General features: G+C 71.0%; 19 protein-coding genes. 6 read left to right on the forward strand and 13 right to left on the reverse strand.

Annotation, left to right across the window (positions count from 1 at the left end; genetic code table 11):
- Window positions 1-46: 46 nt before the first annotated feature.
- Window positions 47-799 carry a 4-hydroxy-tetrahydrodipicolinate reductase gene (dapB, locus tag ACZ5L9_RS00580; protein ID WP_464532338.1) on the reverse strand — a complete coding sequence of 251 codons (753 nt, stop codon included), beginning with the start codon at window positions 797-799 and terminating at the stop codon, window positions 47-49.
- Between the two features lie 84 nt (window positions 800-883).
- Here dapB and ACZ5L9_RS00585 point away from each other — a divergent pair, with 84 nt between their 5' ends.
- The gene (locus ACZ5L9_RS00585; protein WP_464532340.1) at window positions 884-1,399 is read left to right on the forward strand and encodes a class I SAM-dependent methyltransferase; all 516 of its coding nucleotides are present in this window, start codon (window positions 884-886) and stop codon (window positions 1,397-1,399) included.
- Between the two features lie 89 nt (window positions 1,400-1,488).
- Here the strand turns inward: ACZ5L9_RS00585 and ACZ5L9_RS00590 are convergent, their stop codons facing one another.
- From ACZ5L9_RS00590 to rpsO, 3 genes are all read right to left on the reverse strand, one after another.
- Window positions 1,489-2,880 (reverse strand): M16 family metallopeptidase, encoded by a 1,392-nt coding sequence (locus ACZ5L9_RS00590; protein ID WP_464532342.1) that lies wholly within the window; start codon window positions 2,878-2,880, stop codon window positions 1,489-1,491.
- Window positions 2,877-5,105 carry a polyribonucleotide nucleotidyltransferase gene (locus ACZ5L9_RS00595; RefSeq protein WP_464532344.1) on the reverse strand — a complete coding sequence of 743 codons (2,229 nt, stop codon included), beginning with the start codon at window positions 5,103-5,105 and terminating at the stop codon, window positions 2,877-2,879. The genes ACZ5L9_RS00590 and ACZ5L9_RS00595 overlap by 4 nt, the downstream gene beginning before the upstream one ends.
- A 155-nt stretch (window positions 5,106-5,260) precedes the next feature.
- On the reverse strand, window positions 5,261-5,536 hold the full coding sequence (gene rpsO / locus ACZ5L9_RS00600) for a 30S ribosomal protein S15 (protein ID WP_224125380.1): 276 nt from the start codon (window positions 5,534-5,536) through the stop codon (window positions 5,261-5,263).
- A gap of 163 nt (window positions 5,537-5,699) precedes the next feature.
- Between rpsO and ACZ5L9_RS00605 the strand changes: the two genes are divergently transcribed.
- Entirely contained in the window at window positions 5,700-6,395 is a 696-nt protein-coding gene (locus ACZ5L9_RS00605) for a L,D-transpeptidase family protein (protein WP_464532347.1), read from the forward strand.
- A gap of 14 nt (window positions 6,396-6,409) precedes the next feature.
- Here ACZ5L9_RS00605 and ACZ5L9_RS00610 read toward each other — a convergent pair whose 3' ends face one another.
- The gene (locus tag ACZ5L9_RS00610; protein ID WP_464532349.1) at window positions 6,410-8,569 is read right to left on the reverse strand and encodes an MMPL family transporter; all 2,160 of its coding nucleotides are present in this window, start codon (window positions 8,567-8,569) and stop codon (window positions 6,410-6,412) included.
- 130 nt (window positions 8,570-8,699) lie between these two features.
- Here ACZ5L9_RS00610 and ACZ5L9_RS00615 point away from each other — a divergent pair, with 130 nt between their 5' ends.
- Both ACZ5L9_RS00615 and ACZ5L9_RS00620 read left to right on the forward strand, forming a co-directional pair.
- Window positions 8,700-9,896, forward strand: a complete 1,197-nt coding sequence (locus tag ACZ5L9_RS00615) for a sensor histidine kinase (RefSeq protein ID WP_464532351.1) — start codon at window positions 8,700-8,702, stop codon at window positions 9,894-9,896.
- Window positions 9,848-10,489, forward strand: a complete 642-nt coding sequence (locus ACZ5L9_RS00620) for a LuxR C-terminal-related transcriptional regulator (protein ID WP_464532354.1) — start codon at window positions 9,848-9,850, stop codon at window positions 10,487-10,489. Before ACZ5L9_RS00615 ends, ACZ5L9_RS00620 begins: the two co-directional genes overlap by 49 nt.
- 27 nt (window positions 10,490-10,516) lie before the next feature.
- On the opposite strand, the gene ACZ5L9_RS00625 is transcribed toward ACZ5L9_RS00620, so the two are convergent.
- From ACZ5L9_RS00625 to rimP, 8 genes are all read right to left on the reverse strand, one after another.
- The gene (locus ACZ5L9_RS00625) at window positions 10,517-11,584 is read right to left on the reverse strand and encodes a DUF475 domain-containing protein (RefSeq protein ID WP_464532357.1); all 1,068 of its coding nucleotides are present in this window, start codon (window positions 11,582-11,584) and stop codon (window positions 10,517-10,519) included.
- A 56-nt stretch (window positions 11,585-11,640) separates the two neighbouring features.
- The gene (locus ACZ5L9_RS00630) at window positions 11,641-12,618 is read right to left on the reverse strand and encodes a bifunctional riboflavin kinase/FAD synthetase (protein ID WP_464536772.1); all 978 of its coding nucleotides are present in this window, start codon (window positions 12,616-12,618) and stop codon (window positions 11,641-11,643) included.
- A gap of 23 nt (window positions 12,619-12,641) precedes the next feature.
- Entirely contained in the window at window positions 12,642-13,529 is an 888-nt protein-coding gene (gene truB, locus ACZ5L9_RS00635; RefSeq protein ID WP_464532359.1) for a tRNA pseudouridine(55) synthase TruB, read from the reverse strand.
- The gene (gene rbfA, locus ACZ5L9_RS00640) at window positions 13,529-13,978 is read right to left on the reverse strand and encodes a 30S ribosome-binding factor RbfA (RefSeq protein WP_464532361.1); all 450 of its coding nucleotides are present in this window, start codon (window positions 13,976-13,978) and stop codon (window positions 13,529-13,531) included. The genes truB and rbfA overlap by 1 nt, the downstream gene beginning before the upstream one ends.
- Before the next feature lie 66 nt (window positions 13,979-14,044).
- Window positions 14,045-16,951, reverse strand: coding sequence for a translation initiation factor IF-2 (gene infB / locus ACZ5L9_RS00645; RefSeq protein ID WP_464532363.1), 2,907 nt, complete (start codon window positions 16,949-16,951; stop codon window positions 14,045-14,047).
- 94 nt (window positions 16,952-17,045) lie between these two features.
- A complete protein-coding gene (locus tag ACZ5L9_RS00650) occupies window positions 17,046-17,372 on the reverse strand; it encodes a YlxR family protein (RefSeq protein ID WP_464536774.1) in 327 nt (108 codons plus the stop codon).
- A 263-nt stretch (window positions 17,373-17,635) separates the two neighbouring features.
- Entirely contained in the window at window positions 17,636-18,613 is a 978-nt protein-coding gene (gene nusA, locus ACZ5L9_RS00655; protein WP_464532365.1) for a transcription termination factor NusA, read from the reverse strand.
- Window positions 18,613-19,125: a ribosome maturation factor RimP gene (rimP, locus tag ACZ5L9_RS00660; protein ID WP_464532368.1), complete on the reverse strand. Its 513-nt coding sequence runs from the start codon at window positions 19,123-19,125 to the stop codon at window positions 18,613-18,615. Before rimP ends, nusA begins: the two co-directional genes overlap by 1 nt.
- A gap of 154 nt (window positions 19,126-19,279) precedes the next feature.
- Between rimP and ACZ5L9_RS00665 the strand changes: the two genes are divergently transcribed.
- Both ACZ5L9_RS00665 and ACZ5L9_RS00670 read left to right on the forward strand, forming a co-directional pair.
- A complete protein-coding gene (locus tag ACZ5L9_RS00665) occupies window positions 19,280-19,717 on the forward strand; it encodes a hypothetical protein (RefSeq protein ID WP_464532370.1) in 438 nt (145 codons plus the stop codon).
- Window positions 19,714-20,127: a DUF4439 domain-containing protein gene (locus ACZ5L9_RS00670; protein WP_464532372.1), complete on the forward strand. Its 414-nt coding sequence runs from the start codon at window positions 19,714-19,716 to the stop codon at window positions 20,125-20,127. Before ACZ5L9_RS00665 ends, ACZ5L9_RS00670 begins: the two co-directional genes overlap by 4 nt.
- The last annotated feature ends 27 nt before the right edge of the window (window positions 20,128-20,154 follow it).

Genomic DNA, 20,154 nt, shown 5'->3' on the forward strand with positions numbered 1-20,154 from the left:
CGCAGAAGCCCCGGCCGCTCGGCCGGGGCTTCTGTCGTCTGCGACCTCAGTCCAGGTTGAGGAAGTGCTCGAGGCCGACCGTGAGGCCGGTGTGCTCCCCGATGGCCCGGACGCCGGTCAGCACGCCCGGGACGAACGAGGCCCGGTCCATCGAGTCGTGCCGGATGGTGAGGGTCTCCCCCGGCCCGCCGAGGACGACCTCCTGGTGGGCGATCATGCCCCGGATCCGCAGACCGTGGACGTGGATGCCGTCCACGACCGCGCCGCGGGCGCCCTGGAGGCTGGCGCCGTCGCTGGTGGCGTCCGGCACCGGGCCGACTCCGGCGTCGCGACGGGCGGCGGCGATGAGCTCGGCCGTACGCCGCGCCGTGCCCGAGGGCGCGTCGGCCTTCGTCGGGTGGTGCAGCTCCAGCACCTCGACCGACTCGTAGAACGGCGCGGCGATCGCGGCGAAGCGCATCATCAGGATCGCGCCGATGGAGAAGTTGGGGGCGATCAGGACGCCCACGCCGGGCGCCTCGGCCAGCCAGCCGCGCAGCGCGTCGAGACGGTCGTCGGTGAAGCCGGTCGTACCGACGACGGCATGGATGCCGTTCTTGATGCAGTACTCCAGGTTGGCCATCACCACGTCGGGGTGGGTGAAGTCGACGACGACCTGGGCCCCTGCCTCGGAGAGACCGGAGATCGGGTCGCCCGCGTCGATGCCCGCGACGAGCGTCAGATCCTCGGCGGCGTCGACCGCCGTGCAGATCTCCGAACCGACCTTGCCCCGTGCGCCCAGCACGCCCACCTTGATCACCCGCCTAACCTACCGGGCTGCTCAGCCGTCCTGATCAAGGACCGGTGCGCGCATCACTCGCGTGGATCTGGCAGGCTTGCCCCCATGGTGGTGCAGACGATTCCGGCGCGGATCCGCTGGGCGGTGGATTTCATGGACATCCAGCCCAGCGACCACATCCTCGAGATCGGGTGTGGTCCGGGTGCCGGCGCGGAGCTGATCTGCAGCCGCCTCGTGACCGGCAAGCTGTTCGCGATCGACCGCTCGGAGTCGGGCGTCGACCGTACGAAGCGGCGGTGCGCCAAGTACATCGACGCGGGTCGCCTGACGGTGCGTCAGATCGATCTGGCGACCCTGCGCGTGCCGGTGAAGCGGCTGCACAAGGTCTTCGCGTTCAACGTCAACCTGTTCTGGGTGCGTGACGCGAGTGCCGAGCTCGCCCTGCTGCACGAGCGCATCCTGCCCGGCGGCAGCGTCTTCATCTTCTTCGAGGCGACCCGCCGCGACCAGGTCCCCGAGATGATCGAGAAGACCTCCAAGCAGCTGGTCGCGGCCGGCTTCCGGGTCTCGATCATCGACTCGCAGCAGCCGGCTGCCGTCGGCATCATCGGCAAGCGCTGATCGAGCGAATCACCCGTCGAGAGGTCACTTCTCGACGGGTGAGTGTCCGGCGTACCGGACACTCGACCTGCAAGAAGTGACCTCTCGACCTACTGCGGGCCGACGATCGCCAGGATCTCCGGGCGTGCGAACAGCTCCGCGACGGCCTGGCACTCCTCCACCGTCACACCGGCGATCCGGTCCAGGACCTGGTCGATGGTGAGCAGCGAGTCGTGCACCAGCTCGGCCTTGCCGAGCCGCGACATCCGCGAGGCCGGGTCCTCGAGGCCGAGCACGAGCCCGCCCCGGAGCTGGCCCTTGCCACGAGCGAGCTCCTCGGGAGTGACACCGTCGGACGCGACGCTGCGCAGCTCGGCGCGGACCACCTCGAGCACCTGGTCGACCTTGCTGGGCAGACAGCCGACGCCCACGCCCACGACGCCGCTCTCGGCGTGCGCCCCGGCGAAGGAGTAGACCGAGTAGGCCAGGCCGCGGTGCTCGCGCACCTCCTGGAAGAGCCGTGAGGACGTACCGCCGCCGAGGGCCGCGTTGACGATGCCCAGCGCGAACCGGCGCTCGTCGTCGCGCCACAGGCCCTCCATGCCGAGCACGAGGTTGACCTGCTCGTACGGCTTGGTGACCCGCACCTCCCCGCCGTGCACGGCCAGCGGCGAGCCGGACCGCGGCGGGATCGGGGCGGCGGCGCCGTCGAGGAAGCCGCTGCGCGCGAAGAACCGCTCGACCAGCTCGACGACGGCGCGGTGCGAGAGGTTGCCCGCCGCCGAGATGACGACGTTCTCGGGGCGGTAGTGCTCCCGGTAGAAGGCGACGATCTGGTCGCGGGTCATCCCCTCGATCGACTCGACCGTGCCGGCGATCCCCCGGCCCAGCGGCGTGTCCGCGCCCCAGGTCTGCTCGGCGAACAGGTTGTGGACCACGTCGTCGGGGTCGTCGTCGTGCATCGCGATCTCGTCGAGGATCACGTCACGCTCCGCCTCGACGTCGTCATCGCTGATCAGCGAGGAGGTGATCATGTCGCCGATGATGTCCACCGCCAGCGGCAGGTCCTCGTCGAGGACCCGCGCGTGGAAGCAGGTGTACTCCTTGGCGGTGAAGGCGTTGAACTCACCGCCGACGGCGTCGAGCGCCACCGAGATGTCGAGTGCGGTGCGCTCCGGGGTGCCCTTGAAGAGCAGGTGCTCCAGGAAGTGCGAGCAGCCGTGCGTGGTCGGCACGCCGGGCGCGGTCGTCTCGTCGCGCGAACCGGTGCCGACCCAGACGCCGACGGCCGCCGAACGGACGGTCGGCATCTCCTCGGTGACGATCCGCAGGCCGCTGGCCAGGACCGTGCGATGCACACCCGGCTCGAGCTCCCAGGTGGTGCCGGCCGGCTGGGCGGCACCCGAGCGGGTCAGATCGGGCAGCGGGGCGGCAGAGCCGGACGGCCGGCCGGCAGTTTCCTGCCGACCGGCCGTCCGGGTGCTGCTGTCGTGGGAGGTCACTCCTCGCTCGAGCCCTCAGACTCCGCGCCCGAAGCACCCTCGGCGTCCTCGACGACCGGAGCCAGCGAGAGCTTGCCGCGGTCGTCGATCTCGACGATCTCGACCTGGATCTTCTGGCCGACCTCGACGACGTCCTCGACGGACTCGATCCGCTTGCCGTCGTTGAGCGCCTTGAGCTTCGTGATGTGAAGCAGGCCGTCCTTGCCCGGGAGCAGGGAGACGAAGGCGCCGAAGTTGGTCGTCTTCACGACGGTGCCGAGGTAGCGCTCGCCGACCTCGGGCATCGTCGGGTTGGCGATCGCGTTCACGGCGGCCCGAGCTGCTTCTGCGGCCTCGCCGTTGGTCGCGCCGATGTAGACGGTGCCGTCGTCCTCGATGGAGAGGGTCGCGCCGGTGTCGTCCTGGATCTGGTTGATCACCTTGCCCTTCGGGCCGATGACCTCGCCGATCTTGTCGACCGGGACCTTGACGGTGATGATGCGCGGCGCGTGGACCGACATCTCCTCCGGGACCGAGATGGCCTCGTTCATCACGCTGAGGATGGCCGTACGGGCGTCCTTGGCCTGGTTGAGGGCCGCAGCGAGGACCTCGGCCGGGATGCCGTCGAGCTTGGTGTCGAGCTGGAGCGCGGTGACGAACTCCGGCGTGCCGGCGACCTTGAAGTCCATGTCGCCGTACGCGTCCTCGGCGCCGAGGATGTCGGTCAGCGCGACGTACTCGGTCTTGCCGTCGACCTCACCCGAGATCAGACCCATCGCGATGCCGGCGACCGGAGCCTTCAGCGGGACGCCGGCCTGGAGCAGCGACAGTGTCGAGGCGCAGACCGAGCCCATCGAGGTGGAGCCGTTGGAGCCCATCGCCTCGGAGAGCTGGCGGATCGCGTAGGGGAATTCCTCGCGCGAGGGCAGGACCGGGAGGAGGGCGCGACGCGCGAGCGCGCCGTGGCCGACCTCGCGACGCTTCGGGGAGCCGACACGGCCGGTCTCGCCGGTCGAGAACGGCGGGAAGATGTACTTGTGCATGTAGCGCCGGTTCTTCTCCGGCGACAGCGTGTCGAGCTGCTGCTCCATCTTGAGCATGTCGAGCGTGGTGACACCCAGGATCTGGGTCTCGCCACGCTCGAACAGCGCCGATCCGTGGACGCGCGGGAGGATCTCGACCTCGGCGTGCAGCGGACGGATGTCGGCCAGGCCTCGGCCGTCGATGCGGACCTTGTCGCGCAGCACGCGCTCGCGCACGAGCTTCTTGTTGACGCTGCGGTAGGCAGCGCCGATCTCGCCCTCGCGGCCCTCGAACTGGGCGCCGATCCGGTCGAGCAGGGCGGCCTTGATCTCGTCGAGCTTGGCCTCGCGCTCCTGCTTCGGGCCGATCTGCAGCGCGGCGGCGACGTCGGCGCCGACAGCACCCTCGACCGCGTCGTACACGTCGTCCTGGTAGTCCAGGAAGATCGGGTACTCGGCGACCGGCTTGGCGGCCTGCTTGGCGAGCTCGGCCTGGGCCTCGACGAGCTGCTTGATGAACGGCTTGGCGGCGTCGAGGCCGCTGGCGACGACCGGCTCGGTCGGCGCCTGGGCGCCACCGGCGATGAGGTCGAAGACCTGCTCGGTGGCCTCGGCCTCGACCATCATGACGGCGACGTCGCCGGTCTCGGTGACGCGGCCGGCGACGACCATGTCGAAGACGGCGTTCTCGAGCTGGCTGTGGGACGGGAAGGCGACCCACTGGCCGTCGATCAGGGCGACGCGCACGCCGCCGACCGGGCCGGAGAACGGCAGGCCGGACAGCTGGGTCGACATCGACGCGGCGTTGATCGCCAGCACGTCGTAGGGGGCGTCGGGGTTGAGGGCCATCACGGTGATGACGACCTGGACCTCGTTGCGCAGACCCTTCTTGAAGGTCGGGCGCAGCGGGCGGTCGATGAGGCGGCAGGCGAGGATCGCGTCCTCACCGGGGCGACCCTCGGAGCGGAAGAACGAGCCGGGGATCTTGCCCGCGGCGTACATCCGCTCCTCGACGTCGATGGTCAGGGGGAAGAAGTCGAAGTGGTCCTTCGGCTGCTTCGAGACGGTGGTGGCCGACAGCAGCATGGTGTCGTCGTCCAGGTAGGCGGTCACGGAGCCGGCGGCCTGGCGAGCGAGGAGGCCGGTCTCGAACTTGACCGTGCGCTTGCCGAACTTGCCGTTGTCGAGAACGGTCTCGACCGCGGAGATGACGGGTTCAGTCACAGGATTTTCTCTTGTCATACGTTCAGGGGCGTCTCGCCCCCGGGAAATGGACTTTGCGTGTACGGCCCCAGCCTACCGATTCGCGCCGACAAAAACAGAACAGGCGGCTCCCCGAGGGGAACCGCCTGTTCGGACGCTTGATGATCAAGCAGAGATCAACGGCGCAGGCCGAGACGCTCGACGATCGAACGGTAGCGCTCGATCTCGGTCTTCTGCAGGTAGTTGAGCAGACGACGGCGCTGGCCGACGAGCAGCAGCAGACCACGACGGCTGTGGTGGTCGTGCTTGTGCTGCTTGAGGTGCTCGGTGAGGTGGCTGATGCGGTGCGAGAGCAGCGCGATCTGGACCTCCGGCGAACCGGTGTCACCCTCAGACTTGCCGTACTCAGCGATGATCTTCTTCTTGGTCTCCGCGTCGGTACCGATCGACATACGGGGCTCCTCTCGACTTGTTGCGCGGCGCGCCCGGGCCTGTTCACCGGGGCACTACTATCCGCGGCCGTTAGACGGCAACCGGAGAAGATTAACAGCGCACGCGCGCAGGACCGAATCGTGCGCGGCACGATCCGGCGACCCGCGTGGCACGATGCCAGGCATGAGACGCCTCGGGCTCGTGGCCATCGCCCTCACCTCGCTCATCGCCCTGCTCGGGCCCTCGGCGTCGGCGGCGCCGGCGCCGCTGGCCCATCCGCAGCGCCCCGCGTTCGCCGAGATCGTGCCGGCGAGCACCACCCAGGTGGTCCGTACGATCTCCTCGCGGCGCTGGTGCCACGAGGTCTACTGCACCGTCACCCAGGCGTGGGAGAAGCGAGCGGGCGCGTGGACGCTGCTGCGCCAGTTCCGCTCCACCATCGGCGTCCGCGGCTGGGGAAAGACCCACGAGGGCGACATGCGCTCCCCCGTCGGCGTGCTCAAGATCGCCATCACCTTCTCCACCAGCACCCGTCCCGGCGCCATGCCGTGGCGCAAACGCAACCCGACCTCCATCGTCTCCTCGGCCGCCGGACCGAGCTACAACACCTGGATCGAGGTACCGGGGGTGACGAGTGGCGATCGGCCCTCGATGCGGTGGGGCTGGTGGACCAGCTACAACAACTCCCGCGTCACGCCCGGCCGGGGCCCGGCACCCGTGCCCGGCAAGGGCAGCGGGATCTTCTACCACACCTCGAAGCCGGGACAGCCGTGGTCGCCGACCGAGGGCTGCACCCAGGTCGGCAACCCGCGATCGATGCACTGGTTGGCCCACTGGCTGAAGCCAGGGGCCAACCCGCGCATCGTGCAGGATCTCTGAGCCGGAGCTGCTCCTCAGGCCTCCGTGGCCACCAGGACCGGCTCCTCGACCCGGGAGCCGAGCGGCGCCGCGACCTTGCCCGGCCACCAGGCCTTCTCCCCCAGCATCACCAGCGCCGCGGGGAGCAGCACCTGACGCACCAGCGTGGCGTCGAGGAAGATCGCGACCGCCAGGCCGACGCCCAGGGTCTTCATCTCCAGCATGCTCAGCGTTGCGAAGATCGCGAAGACCGAGACCATCACCGCTGCCGCACTGGTCACCACGCCCGAGGTGTCGGCGATGCCCCGCTGCACCGCGAGCCGCGGCGGCAGTCCGGCCCGGACGTGCTCACGCACCCGGCTGAGCACGAAGACGTGGTAGTCCATCGAGAGCCCGACCAGCACCACCATCACGAACAGCGGCAGCCAGTCGATGATGAATCCCGGCGAGGTGAAGCCGAGGGCACCCGACAGGAAGCCGTGCTGGAAGACCAGCGTCAGCACTCCGAAGGCCACCCCGACCGAGGCCAGGTTGAGCACGCAGGTCAGCAGGGCCAGCGCGATGCTGCGGAACGCGAGCCCCATCATCAGGACGGTGAGCAGCAGCACCAGGCCGATCACCCACGGCAACCGCTGGTGCAGCTGGTGCGTGGAGTCGTAGCCCTCGGCGATCTCGCCGCCGACGTACGCGGTCCTGCTGCCGAGGACGTCGGGGACGAGCCGGTCACGCAGGTGCAGCATCGCGTCGTCGGCCCGCGGGTCGTCGTCGGTGTAGTGCGTGGTGAGGTCGAGGACGGCGACGCTGCCGTCCTTCGCCATCCGGATGTCGGCGGGCCCGGTCTCGAAGTCCGAGGTCTTCCCCGCGGCGGCCGCGAGCTCGGTCAGCTCGGCGCGGACCGCATCGGCCTGGCCCGTGGGCACGGGCACCACCACGTCGGCGCCGACCAGCTGCGAGGGGAAGGCCGCCTCGATGTCACGGTAGGTCTGCACCTGCGGGATCGACTGCGGCAGGGTGGCCAGGTTGGCCTGATGGATCTTCATCCCCACGGCAGGGGCGGCGAGGCCCAGCACGATCACCGAGCCGGCGACGAGCGCCGCGACCGGGTGCCGGACCACCGGAGCGAGGATCCGCGAGCTGACGGCGCCGGTGCCTGCGCGACGGGTGAGGCGCCACAGCAGCGGGATCCGCGGACGGTCGACCCAACGACCGAGGCCACCGAGCAGCGCGGGCAGCACCGTGATGGAGCCGAGCACCGCCACCGCGACGACCACGATGGCGCCGCCGGCCAGCGAGTCGAAGGTGACGTTGCCGACGAGGAACAGACCGGCCATCGCGGCGATCACGGCACCGCCGGAGATCAGGATCGAGTGGCCCGAGGTCGCTGCGGCGATCTCGACGGCGTCGATGGTGCTGCGACCGGCCGCGCGCTCGGCGCGCTCCCGCTTGAGGTAGAACAGCGAGTAGTCGACACCCACCGCCATGCCGATCAGCACGATCATGCTGCTGACCGACTCGTCCGCGTGGATCAGGTGCGAGATCGGCGCCATCAGCCCGATCGTGGCCGCGACGCTGGTCAGCGCCACCAGCACCGGGATGCCGGCGGCGATCAGCGCGCCGAAGGCCAGCAGCATCAGGATCAGCGTCACCGGCAGGCTGGTGATCTCGGCGGAGGACAGGTCCTGGTTCACCCGGTCGCCGACCGCTGCGTCGACCGACACGTCGCCGGTCTGGCGGACCTTCAGCTCCGGGTGTGCCTTCTGCACCGTGTCGGTGGCCGCCTGCAGCGCACTGACGTCATCGGTGCCCTTCTCGAGGTCCACGCTCACGAGCTCGGCGCTGCCGTCGGGGCTGGCCACCGGGGCGTTCACGTCGGCCACCCCGGGCAGTCCGTGGGCGCTCCGGGCGGCCTCCGCGGCGGCGGCCGCGCGCTGCGGCGCCGTGCCACCGGTCACCAGGATGCTCTCGGTGTCGGGCGCCTCCATGCCGGCGTCTCGGACGAGGGCGGCGGCGCGACCGGAGTCTCCGGTGTCGTAGTCGGCGTCGTTGGTGTTGACCGTCGGGATGGCGATCGCCAGGCCGACGGCGATGACGACGAACGCGAACCAGGCGCCGACGGCGCGCCAGGGGTGGGTCGCGCTCCAACGGGCGATCCGCAGCGGCAGACCGGCCCTGGCGGGGTGCGGGGCGAGTGACATCAGAGGCTCCTTTCGAGGGGTGTCACCAGCCTCGCGAGCCCGCGTCCTCCTGTCGGTGGTGTGCGGACCCGAACCGATGGTGGTGCTAGCACCCCTGCGCGGAGCGGTGGCGAGGAGACAGGATGGGAGCGTGACCACCGTTCCCCTGCCCCTCGAGCGGATCGAGCCGACCGTACGGCCCGCTCCGGCCGGACGACTCCGGATGACCGGGTACGCCGCCCTGCACGTCCTGCTGTGGGTACCGGTGCTGCTCGCCTTCGTGCTCAGCGCGATCGGCGGCGTCCTGACGATCGCCGTCATCGGCCTGCCGATCATCGCTGTCAGCCTTCCGCTGCTGCGCTGGGTCGCGGGCCGTCATCGTGCGATGGCCGGGCGCATCCTCGGGATCGACGCACCGCCCGACTACCGGCCGGTGCCGCCGGGCGCGCAGATCTACGAGCGCCTCATGGTCTGGGCGCTCGACCCGATGACCTGGCGCGAGCTCGCCTGGGCGCTGGTCTCGCTGACCGTCGGCTTCGCGCTGTCGCTGCTGAACGTGCTGCTCCTGGTCTGCATCGTGACCGGCGTGATCTGGTGGTACGGCACCGAGCCGATCATGGGAGCCCGGGCACGGCTCGACCTGTTGTTCCTGACCTACGGGCACACCGAGCGCCTCGAGCATCGCGTCGCGGTGCTGACCGAGACCCGCGCCGACGTGGTCGACCATGCCGCGGCCGAGCTGCGTCGCATCGAGCGCGACCTGCACGACGGCGCCCAGGCCCGGCTGGTGGCGCTGTCGATGAGCCTGGGGATGGCCGAGGAGGCGTTCGCCGACGATCCGGAGCGGGCCCAGCGGCTGGTCAGCGAGGCGCGAGCGACCACTGTCGCGGCCCTGGGAGACCTGCGCGACGTGGTGCGCGGCATTCACCCTCCGGTGCTCGCCGACCGCGGGCTCACCGGCGCGGTCCAGGCCCTCGCCCTCGACCTCCCGATCCCGGTCGAGGTGGAGGCGCGCCTCGAGGGTCGTCCGCCCGCCCCGGTGGAGTCGGCGCTCTACTTCGCGATCGCGGAGTGCCTGACCAACGTGGGCAAGCACTCCGGCGCCGGCAACGCATGGGTCCGGATGCGCCACCGCGACGGGACCCTGCGCGCGATCGTCGGCGACGATGGGAGCGGCGGTGCCGATCCCGGCTCCGGAACCGGCATGCTGGGGGTGATGCGCCGGCTGGCCGCCTTCGACGGCACGATGACCGTGTCCAGCCCAGCCGGCGGACCGACCATCGTCACCCTGGAGGTTCCGTGCGCCTTGTCCTCGCCGAAGACAACGCCCTCCTCCGGGCCGGCCTGACGCAGCTCCTCGAGGGCCACGGCTTCACCATCCTGCACGCGATCGACGACTCGGCCCACCTGGACGCCGCCCTGGCGGATCCGGCCGCGGAGGCGGCCGTGCTGGACGTACGGATGCCGCCGACGTTCACCGACGAGGGCCTGCGTGCCGCGATCGCGGCGCGCACGCTGCGCCCGGGCTTCCCGGTGATGGTGCTCTCCCAGTACGTCGAGGCGCTCTACGCCCGTGAGCTGCTCGCGTCGGGCACCGGCGCCGTCGGCTACCTGCTGAAGGACCGCGTCTCCGACGTCGCGGAGTTCGCGGAGGGGGTGCGCCGGGTCGCCGCGGGTGGCACCGTCCTGGATCCCGAGGTGGTCGCGACCGTGCTCGCCCGCCGCCGCGAGGAGCCGGTGGACCGGCTGACGCCACGGGAGCGGGAGGTGCTCGCCCAGATGGCGGAGGGGCGCTCCAACGCCGCGATCGCCCAGCGCCTCACCGTCACCGAGAAGGCGGTCGCGAAGCACATCAACGCGATCTTCACCAAGCTCGACCTGCCGGTCGACGACGACGACCACCGCCGCGTACGGGCGGTGCTCGCCTGGCTCCGGGTCTGATCCGGGCCTGGTCCGGACCGGGGCTGCTCAGGCGTCGATCTCGGTAGCGGCGTCGGCCTCGGCGTGGCTGCGGTTGTAGCGCAGCGAGCTGATCAGGGCCGCGAGGATGAAGCCGACGCCGATGAGGCCGGTGACCACCTCCGGCACCTCGTGCTCGACGCTGACCAGCAACAGCACGGCGAGCGCGCCGATCGCCCAGTGGGCGCCGTGCTCGAGGTAGACCAGCTCCGAGAGGGTGCCCTGGCGCACCAGCAGGACGGTGAGCGAGCGGACGTACAGGGCACCGATGCCGAGGCCGAGCGCGATCGTGATCGGGTCGGTGGTGATGGCGAAGGCGCCGATGACGCCGTCGAAGGAGAAGCTGGCGTCGAGGACCTGCAGGTACATGAAAAGCCAGAAGGCGGCCTTCCCGGTGGCCACCACGACCGCCTTGCCGCCACCCTCGCCGTCGCCCTCGACTCCGTGCTCGAAGCGGGACGCCGCCTGGCTGACCAGCACGTAGGTGAGCAGGCCCACGAGGCCAGCGATGAGCACGTCATGCGTGTGGTGGTCATAGACCACGGCGAAGATGCCGACGACGAGGAGCGCGATCAGCACGCTGGCGAAGCGCACCCGGCCGGCGCGCGCGATGGTCCGCTCGGCCGGGAGCCAGTGCAGGTCCTTGTCGAGGTCGATGAGGAAGTCCAGGAAGATCATCAGCAGGAAGACGCCGCCGAAGGCGGCGATCAGCGGATGCGCGTCGTGCAGGAGGTACGAGTAGCTGCCCGGGGCGTCCTGATCGCCGCGCTCGAGCGCCAGCTGCCAGGCCTTCCACGGCGAGATGTGCGCCGTCGCACCGACGATGAGCAGCGGGAACAGCAGCCGCATGCCGAAGACGGCGACGACCATGCCGACGGTGAGGAACAGCCTCTGCCAGAAGGGCGACATCCGCTCGAGGACACGGGCGTTGACGACGGCGTTGTCGAAGGAGAGCGACACCTCCAGGACCACCAGGATCGCGGTGAAGAGCAGCGCGCTCGGCCCGCCGTAGATCAGGGCGGCGACGAGTCCTGCCACCGTGAGGGCGAAGGACCAGCCGAACGTGCGCAGCACCATGCGCACACCCTAGGTGAGCAGGTGAGGCACGCCTAAAGCCGGCAGACAGGCTGCAGTCAGGATCTGTTCGACCCGTCGAGAACCGCTCGGGTCTGCTCCACGTCGGCCCGGATCTGCTCGATGAGCGGCTCGATCCCGGAGTAGGCGACCATGCCGCGCAGGTGCTCCACGAAGGCGACCTCGATCTCGACGCCGTAGAGGTCGAGGTCGGTGCGATCGAGCACGTAGGACTCGATCCGGCGCCCGACCACACCCTCGAAGGTGGGGTTGGTGCCGACGCTGATCGCCGCCGGCAGCCGCTCCCCGTCCCACGAACCGGACGCGGTGCGGCGGGTCAGCCAGCCGGCGTAGACGCCGTCCGGCGGGATGGCGCAGGCGCCGGACGCTGGCACGTTGGCGGTCGGGAAGCCGAGCTCGCGCCCGCGCTGGTCCCCCTGCACGACGGTGCCGCGCACCGCGTACGGGCGACCGAGCGCCTCGGCCGCGCCTGCCACGTCGCCGGATGCGATGCAGGTGCGGACGTACGTCGAGGACCAGACCTGCGGTCCACCGTCGAGCGGGATGCCCTCGACGGTGAAGCCCTCTCCGGCCCCGTCCCGCTCCGTGCCGAAGGCGGCCAGACAGGCGACATCGCCTGCGGCCTTGCAGCCGTAGCGGAAGTTCGCACCCACCACGACCGCGGCGGCGTGCAGGGCACCGACCAGGACGCGCTCGGCGAACTCGTCCGGCGTCCACGAGGCCATGTCGCGGTCGAACGGCAGCGCCAGCACCGCGTCGGCGCCGACCGCGCCGAGCAGGTCGGCGCGCTGCTCCAGGGTGGAGAGCATCACCGGCGCGTGCTCGGGCCGCAGCACCGCCATCGGGTGCGGGTCGAACGTCACCGCCACCAGGGTCAGGCCCCGGTCGTCGGCCAGCTCGCGCCCCCGCCGTACGACGTGCTGGTGGCCGAGGTGGACGCCATCGAAGTTGCCGACCACGACGGCGGTGCGGCCCAGATCGTCGGGGACCTCGGAGAGGCCTCGCCACAGCTTCACCACGGGCTCACCCTATCCAAGCCTCAGACGAAGACGGCGGCGGGCTTGGCCCGCGCGGCGCCGACCGGCTCGTACAGAGCGAGGAACTCCCCGTCGGGTGCGAACACGGCGGTCAGCCGGTCGATCGCGATCGCCAGCTTGCGGCCGACGCGGACGTCGGCGGCCTGGGCCTCGTCGAGGTCGAGCGAGGGGAAGGCGCGTCGCGCCGCCTCGGCCATCGGAAGCACCCGGAAGGACTCCCCGAGCTCGTCGAGCGTGTGCGCGACGTCGAGGCCGTACGGTCCGACGGCGGTGCGGCGCAGCGCGGTGAGGTGGCCGCCGACGCCGAGCGCTGCGCCCACGTCACGGGCGATCGCGCGGATGTAGGTGCCGCTCGAGCAGCGCACGGAGATGTCGACGTCGATGTAGAGCTCTCCCCCGGGACCGCCCGGATCACGGCGGACCCGGCGCACTCCGAGCTCGTGCACCGTCACCGGTCGCGCCTTGAGCTCGACCTCCTCGCCGTCGCGGACGCGCTGGTAGGCGCGCTTGCCATCGACCTTGATCGCGCTGACCGCGCTCGGCACCTGCAGCAGCGCACCGACCTGCTCGGCGAAGGCCGAGCGGATCTGGTCCTCGTCGAGCGCCGCGGTGCTCCAGTTGCCGACGAACTCGCCGTCGGCGTCGTCGGTCGTGGTCGTGACCCCGAGCCGGACCGTGGCGTCGTACGCCTTCTCGGTCAGCATGAGGTGGCCGAGAAGGCGGGTGGCCCGCTCGACGCCGACGATGAGCACGCCGGTCGCCATCGGGTCCAGGGTGCCGGCGTGGCCGACCTTGCGGGTGCCGGCGAGGCGCCGGACGCGGGCGACGACGTCGTGCGACGTCATCGCGCCGGCCTTGTCGACGACGACAAGGCCGGACTCGGCCGGCATCAGTCCTCGTCCTCTTCCCAGTCGTCCTCGTCACGCGGCTTCTTGTACGGGTCCTCGCCACCGGCGAACTCCGTGCCGCGGGCCGCGGCGACGGCGTCGTCCTGCTCCTTGGCGCGGGCGAGCACCTCGTCGAGGTGACGGGCGGTCTCCGGAAGGGCGTCGTGGACGAACTCGATCGACGGCGCGTGCCGCATGCCGAGCTGCTTGGCGACCTCGGAGCGGATCAGTCCCTTGGCCGACTCCAGCGCGGCCGCGGTCTCGGCCAGCTCGGCCGGGGTGTCGGCGCCGAGCACGGTGTAGAAGATCGTGGCCTGCTGCGAGTCACCGGTCAGGCGGACGTCGGTGATCGTGGTGAAGCCGACTCGCGGATCCTTGATCCGGCGCTCCAGCATCTGGGCGACGATGACCTTGATCCGGTCGGCGATCTTGCGAACGCGCGGGCTGCTCATGTCTCTCACTCTCTCAAATACCGAGTCGGCGCGCCCCAGGGGGACGCGCCGACTCGCTGGCGGCTATCAGCCGCGCGGAATCTCGACCATCTCGTACGACTCGATGACGTCGCCTTCCTTGATGCCACCGAAGCCACGGAGCACGGCACCGCACTCGTAGCCGGCGCGCACCTCGGTGACGTCGTCCTTCTCGCGCTTGAGGGAGGCCATGGTGAGCTCCTCGACGACCGTGACGTTGTTCCGGAGCAGACGCGCCTTGGCGTTGCGGCGGATGACGCCGTCGGTGACGTAGCAACCGGCGATGGTGCCTTCCTTGTTGTCGACCTTCGACGACTTGAAGATGGCACGGATCTCGGCGCGACCCAGGGACCGCTCCTCGAACTCCGGCTTGAGCATGCCCTTGAGCGCGGCCTCGATCTCCTCGATGGCCTGGTAGATGACGGTGTAGTACCGGATCTCCACGCCCTCCTTGTCGGCCAGCTCGGTCGCCTTGCCCTGCGGGCGGACGTTGAAGCCGATGATGATCGCGTCGGAGGCCGCGGCCAGGTCGACGTTGGTCTCGGTGATCGCACCGACGCCGCGGTCGATGACCCGGATGGAGACCTCGTCGCCACCCACGTCGATCTTCGACAGGGCGTCCTCGAGAGCCTCGACCGAACCGGACACATCGCCCTTGAGGATGAGGTTGAGCTCCTGGCTCTCGCCCTTCTCCATGGAGGCCATGAAGTCCTCGAGGGTGCGACGGACACGACGCTTGGCCTGCATGGCCGCACGCTCGCGCGCCTCGCGCTTCTCGGCGATCTGGCGGGCCATCCGGTCGTCGTCGACGACCAGGAAGTTCTGGCCGGCGCCGGGGACGGCGGACAGACCGAGCACCATCGCGGGACGCGCGGGCGTCGCCTCGGTGAGCTCGTTGCCGTACTCGTCGAGCATGGCGCGGACACGACCGAAGGCCGGGCCGGCGACGATCGAGTCGCCGACGCGCAGCGTGCCGCGCTGGACCAGGATCGTGGCGACCGGACCGCGACCGCGGTCGAGGTGCGCCTCGATGACCAGACCCTGAGCGTCCTGCGTCGGGTTGGCGCGCAGGTCGAGCGAGGCGTCGGCGGTCAGGACGACGGCCTCGAGCAGCTTGTCCAGGTTGAGGTTGGACTTGGCCGACACGTCGACGAACATCGCGTCGCCGCCGTACTCCTCGGGGACGAGGCCGTACTCGGTCAGCTGGCCACGGACCTTCGTCGGGTCGGCGTCCGGCTTGTCGATCTTGTTGACCGCGACCACGATCGGGACACCGGCGGCCTTGGCGTGGTTGAGCGCCTCGACCGTCTGCGGCATGACACCGTCATCGGCAGCGACCACGAGGATCGCGATGTCGGAGGACTGCGAACCACGAGCACGCATGGCGGTGAACGCCTCGTGGCCCGGGGTGTCGATGAAGGTGATCCGGCGCTCCTCGCCGCCCACCTCGGTCGCCACCTGGTACGCACCGATGTGCTGCGTGATGCCGCCGGCCTCGCCGGCGACGACGTTCGCGCTGCGGAGCGCGTCGAGCAGCTTGGTCTTACCGTGGTCGACGTGACCCATGACGGTCACGACCGGCGGACGGACGACCCACTCGGACTCGTCACCCTCGTCACCGAACTCGATGTCGTAGGTGGCCAGCAGCTCGCGGTCCTCGTCCTCCGGGGAGACGATCTCGACGACGTAGTTGAGCTCCTCGCCCAGCAGCTCCAGGGTCTCGTCACCCACGGACTGGGTGGCGGTCACCATCTCGCCCAGGCTGAAGAGCATCTGGACGAGCTGAGCGGCATCGACGTTGATCTTCTCGGCGAAGTCGGTCAGCGAGGCGCCACGCGGCAGGCGAACGGTCTCGCCGTTGCCCTTGCGGACGCGGATGCCGCCGATCGTCGGGGCCTCCATGGCCTCGAACTCCTGGCGACGGGCGCGCTTCGACTTGCGACCGCGACGCGACGGGCCACCCGGACGACCGAAGGCACCCTGGGTAGAGCCGCGCTGACCGGGACGGCCACCGCCGCCACCGCCACCGGGACGGCCCGGAGCGCCACCGCCACCGGGAGCACCGGCGCCGGCCGGGGCGCCGAAGCGGCCACCGCCGCCACCGCCACCGGGGCGACCTGCGCCACCGGGGCTGGGACGACCGGCACCGCCGGGACCCGGGCGACCGGGAGCACCCGGACGGCCGGGGCCGCCGGGACGGGCGCCGAAGGCGGCCGGGGACTTGGGCATCATCGCCGGGTTGGGGCGCGGCATGCCGGGACGGCCGGCACCGGCGCCGGGGGCGCCGTCGCGGGAGGCCGGGGGACGCGGCGGGCGCTGGTCGCCCGGCGTACCGCCGGCCTGACCGCCCGGCGCGCCGGCAGCGGGGCCGTCGTTGCGCGGGGCCGGGGCGGGCTTGCGGCCCATGCCCTGGCTCGACGAGAACGGGTTGTTGCCCGGGCGCGGGGTGGCACCGGGCTTGCCGACCGGACGCGGACCCGGGGCCGGAGCCTTGGGGGCCGGAGCCTTCGGGGCGGGCGCGGCCGGAGCGGCGGCCGCAGCCGGGGCCTCCGGCGCAGCGGCAGCCGGGGTCTCGACCGGGGCCGGGGCGGCGGGCGCCTCGGCGGCCGGACGCGGAGCCGGCTTGGGGCCGGGCTTCGGGCCGGTCGGGCGAGCGGCAGCCGCCGGAGCGGCCGGGGTCTCGGCGGCCGGAGCAGCGGGAGCTGCCTCGGCGGGCTTCTCAGCCTGGGGGGCGGCCTTCGGGGCCGGCGCAGCCGGCTTCTCGGCAGCCTTCTCGGGCGCCTTGCCGGCACCGAGCTCGGCGCCGTAGGTCGCCTCGAACTTCTTCACCGCGGGCAGCTCGATGCTGGACGAGGCGGTCTTTGCGAACTCACCGATAGCGCTCAGCTTCTCCAGCGCGTCCTTGCTGGTGATGCCGTACTGCTTGGCGAGTTCGGAAACTCGGGTCTTAGCCACTTCTCTCCTTGTGATGCGGCCGCAGACCCGGAGTCTCCGGGGTCCTGCGACCTTAGGGGTGGGACACGCTCATCGCGAAGTACTCATCGAGTGCTCATGAGCTGTTGCTCCAGTTCCTGGTCGTATCCATCGGGTGTGTCGAGTCGAGGTAGATCCCCACGGCAGCCGCGCTGAGCCCGCCCTCGCACCGCAGTGCTCGGCCGAACGCCTTGCGCCGGACCGCGAGGTCGTAGCACTCGGAGGTGGGGTGCAGGTGCGCCCCGCGACCGGGTGCGGCTCCCGTGGGATCAGGGACGACTGCCGGGTGGCCGTCGACGAGACCCGCGGTCACCCGCAACAACTCGCTTCTGGCGGCCCGCTTCCGACAGCCGACACAGGTCCGGACGGGTCCGGTCAGCGTCGAATCATCAGAGCGTGCCACCAAGGAAAGATCTTACCGTCTCCGCCCGGCCGTTATCGAACCGGGACCTCTTGGCACCGTCCCGCGCGAGGCGTTCGTGCCTCGCTGCTCGGTTTCGACTCGCTCGCGCGGCTTCGTCCCTCAGCCGCGTCGCTCGCTCAACCTGGGAGAGCCCACGCGAGGCGTTCGTGCCTCACTGCTCGGTTTCGACTCGCTCGCGCGGCTTCGTCCCTCAGCCGCGTCGCTCGCTCAACCTGGGAGAGCCCACGCGAGGCGTTCGTGCCTCACGCCTCGCTGCTCTCCTCATCACTACGGATGTCGATGCGCCAGCCGGTGAGGCGGGCGGCGAGGCGCGCGTTCTGGCCCTCCTTGCCGATCGCGAGCGACAACTGGTAGTCCGGCACCACGACGCGAGCCGACTTGGTCGCCTCGTCGACGATCTCCACCGAGGTGACCCGGGCCGGCGAGAGCGCGCTGGCAACGAGCGCGGCCGGGTCGTCGGACCAGTCGACGATGTCGATCTTCTCGCCGTGCAGCTCGGTCATCACCTGACGCACCCGCTGACCCATCGGGCCGATGCAGGCTCCCTTGGCGTTGACGCCCGAGGTGGTCGCCTTGACCGCGATCTTGGTGCGGTGGCCGGCCTCGCGGGCGATGGCCGCGATCTCGACGGTGCCGTCGGCGATCTCCGGGACCTCGAAGGCGAAGAGCTTCTTGACCAGCGTCGGGTGGCTGCGCGACAGCGTGATCTGCGGGCCGCGCATGCCCTTGCGGACGCTCATCACCAGGCACTTGATGCGGGTGCCGTGCTCGTACTTCTCCCCCGGCACCCGCTCGCTGACCGGGAGGAGCGCCTCGATCTTGCCGAGGTCGACCATCACGTCGTCGGGGTTGCGGCCCTGCTGGATGACGCCGGAGATGATGTCGCCCTCCTTGCCGGAGAACTCGCCGAACTTCATCTCGTCCTCGGCGTCGCGCAGCCGCTGGAGCACGATCTGCCGGGCCGTGGTCGCCGCGATCCGGCCGAAGCCGTCCGGGGTGTCCTCGTACTCGCCGATCTGCTTGCCCTCGTCGTCGAGCTCCGCGGCGAGCACGCGGACGTGCCCGCTCTTGCGGTCCAGCTCGACCCGCGCCTTGGGATTGGCGCCCGGGCTCTTGTGATAGGCCGTCAGCAGGCCCTGCTCGATCGCCTCGACGAGCACGTCGAAGGAGATCTCCCGCTCCCGCTCCAGGGATCGCAGGATGCTCAGGTCGATGTCCATCAGGCCTCTTCCGCCTCGTCGTCGTGCTTCTTCTTGAACTCGATCTGCACCAGGGCCTTGGCGATGTCCGCGTAGAGAACGGTCCGCTCCCCCGCGTCCTGGCCCTTGCCGGCGGCGACGGCGAGCGTCACCTGCTCCTCGTCGGAGGCGCCGATGCGGCCGATGACCTCACCGCCCTCGACCAGGGTCGCCTTCACCAGCCGGCCGGCGTTGCGGCGCCAGTGCCGCGGCAGGGTCAGCGGCCGGTCGACGCCGCGCGAGGTGACCTCGAGCGTGTACGGGAGCTGCCCCATCACGTCACTGGACTCGTCGTCCAGGATCTCGTTGATCGCGCGCGTCGCGTCCGCGACGTCGTCGAGCGTGATCCCACCGTCCTTGTCGACGGCGACCCGCAGCACACGGCGCTTACCCGCCGGCGTCAGCTCGATCGCCTCGATGTCGAAGCCCAGGTCTCGCAGCGGATGTGCGATGGCGTCGTCGATACGTGCTTCGGTAGCGCCGGGTCCGGCCATAGGACGTCCCTCCTGGATCCAGTTGTGGGGTGCAGTTGTGGGCTTCACCCTACCGGGTCCACAGCCCACAACCGATATGGTCGGCGCCGTGACGCGCCCGACCCCCGCCCCTGCTACGGGGCTGTCCCGACGGGCCGCTCTGAGGATCTCCGCGGTGGCCCCGTTGGCGGTCACGCTCTCCGTCGCGCTGGCCGGGTGCTCGAGCCCGGTGGTGGACGCTCTCGAGGCACCGCGCAGCACACCGCCGGCGCCGGCGAACCCCGATCAGCCGGCCGTGGACGCTGTCATCGAGGCCACCACCGGGCTGGTCTCGGCCCTGCGCCCGCTGCGCGCGAAGGACCCCGTCTTCGCCGATCTCGTCTCCCTGCACGACGCCCATCTGACGCGGCTCGGCCCCGTCGTCGCGCCGGTTCCCGTACCCACGCCGACCTTGGACGGCTCGCGAGAGCAGGTGCGCGCGCACGAGGCCCACCTCGCCGGGATGATCGCCGACCGCGCCGGCGCGGTGCAGGACGGCGACCTCGCCCGCCTGCTCGCCTCGATGAGTGCCGCCGTCTCGCAGCGCGTCACGCAGCTGGGATCGGCAGCGTGAGCACGCCGATCGCCACCCTGCGCACCGGGCTCGCCGCCGAGCACGCCGCGGTCTACCTGCTCGGCGTGCTCGCCAGCCGCACCTCCGCCGGTCCCCTGGCCGACGCGCTCGACGCCTCCTACGAGGCGCATCGCGCGACCCGCGACACGCTCATCGAGCGGCTGGCCGCCCTCGGCGATGCAAAGCCGCCCGGCGCCGCGCCGGCCTACGACCTGCCGGACGGTCTCGGGACCGAGGCGGGCGTACGGGCCGCCGCGCTGACCATCGAGCAGCGCGCGAGCGCGGGCTACGGCGACCAGGTCGCCGCGACCACCGGCACCGATCGCGCCCACGCGATCGGCTGGCTCGGCGCGGCCGCCGTTCGCCAGCTGGGCTTCGGCGGCTCCCCCGCCGAGCTCCCCGGCTCCTGACCGTCGCGCCGCGGCGCGACGGTCAGG

This window comes from Nocardioides sp. JCM 18998, from assembly GCF_055391535.1.

Coding starts and splice junctions, on each gene's coding strand:
- ACZ5L9_RS00585 (WP_464532340.1), top strand. CDS start 884: ATGGTGGTGCAGACGATTCCGGCGCGGATCCGCTGGGCGGTGGATTTC.
- rpsO (WP_224125380.1), bottom strand. CDS start 5,536: ATGTCGATCGGTACCGACGCGGAGACCAAGAAGAAGATCATCGCTGAG.
- ACZ5L9_RS00605 (WP_464532347.1), top strand. CDS start 5,700: ATGAGACGCCTCGGGCTCGTGGCCATCGCCCTCACCTCGCTCATCGCC.
- ACZ5L9_RS00610 (WP_464532349.1), bottom strand. CDS start 8,569: ATGTCACTCGCCCCGCACCCCGCCAGGGCCGGTCTGCCGCTGCGGATC.
- ACZ5L9_RS00625 (WP_464532357.1), bottom strand. CDS start 11,584: ATGGTGCTGCGCACGTTCGGCTGGTCCTTCGCCCTCACGGTGGCAGGA.
- truB (WP_464532359.1), bottom strand. CDS start 13,529: ATGCCGGCCGAGTCCGGCCTTGTCGTCGTCGACAAGGCCGGCGCGATG.
- rbfA (WP_464532361.1), bottom strand. CDS start 13,978: ATGAGCAGCCCGCGCGTTCGCAAGATCGCCGACCGGATCAAGGTCATC.
- nusA (WP_464532365.1), bottom strand. CDS start 18,613: ATGGACATCGACCTGAGCATCCTGCGATCCCTGGAGCGGGAGCGGGAG.
- rimP (WP_464532368.1), bottom strand. CDS start 19,125: ATGGCCGGACCCGGCGCTACCGAAGCACGTATCGACGACGCCATCGCA.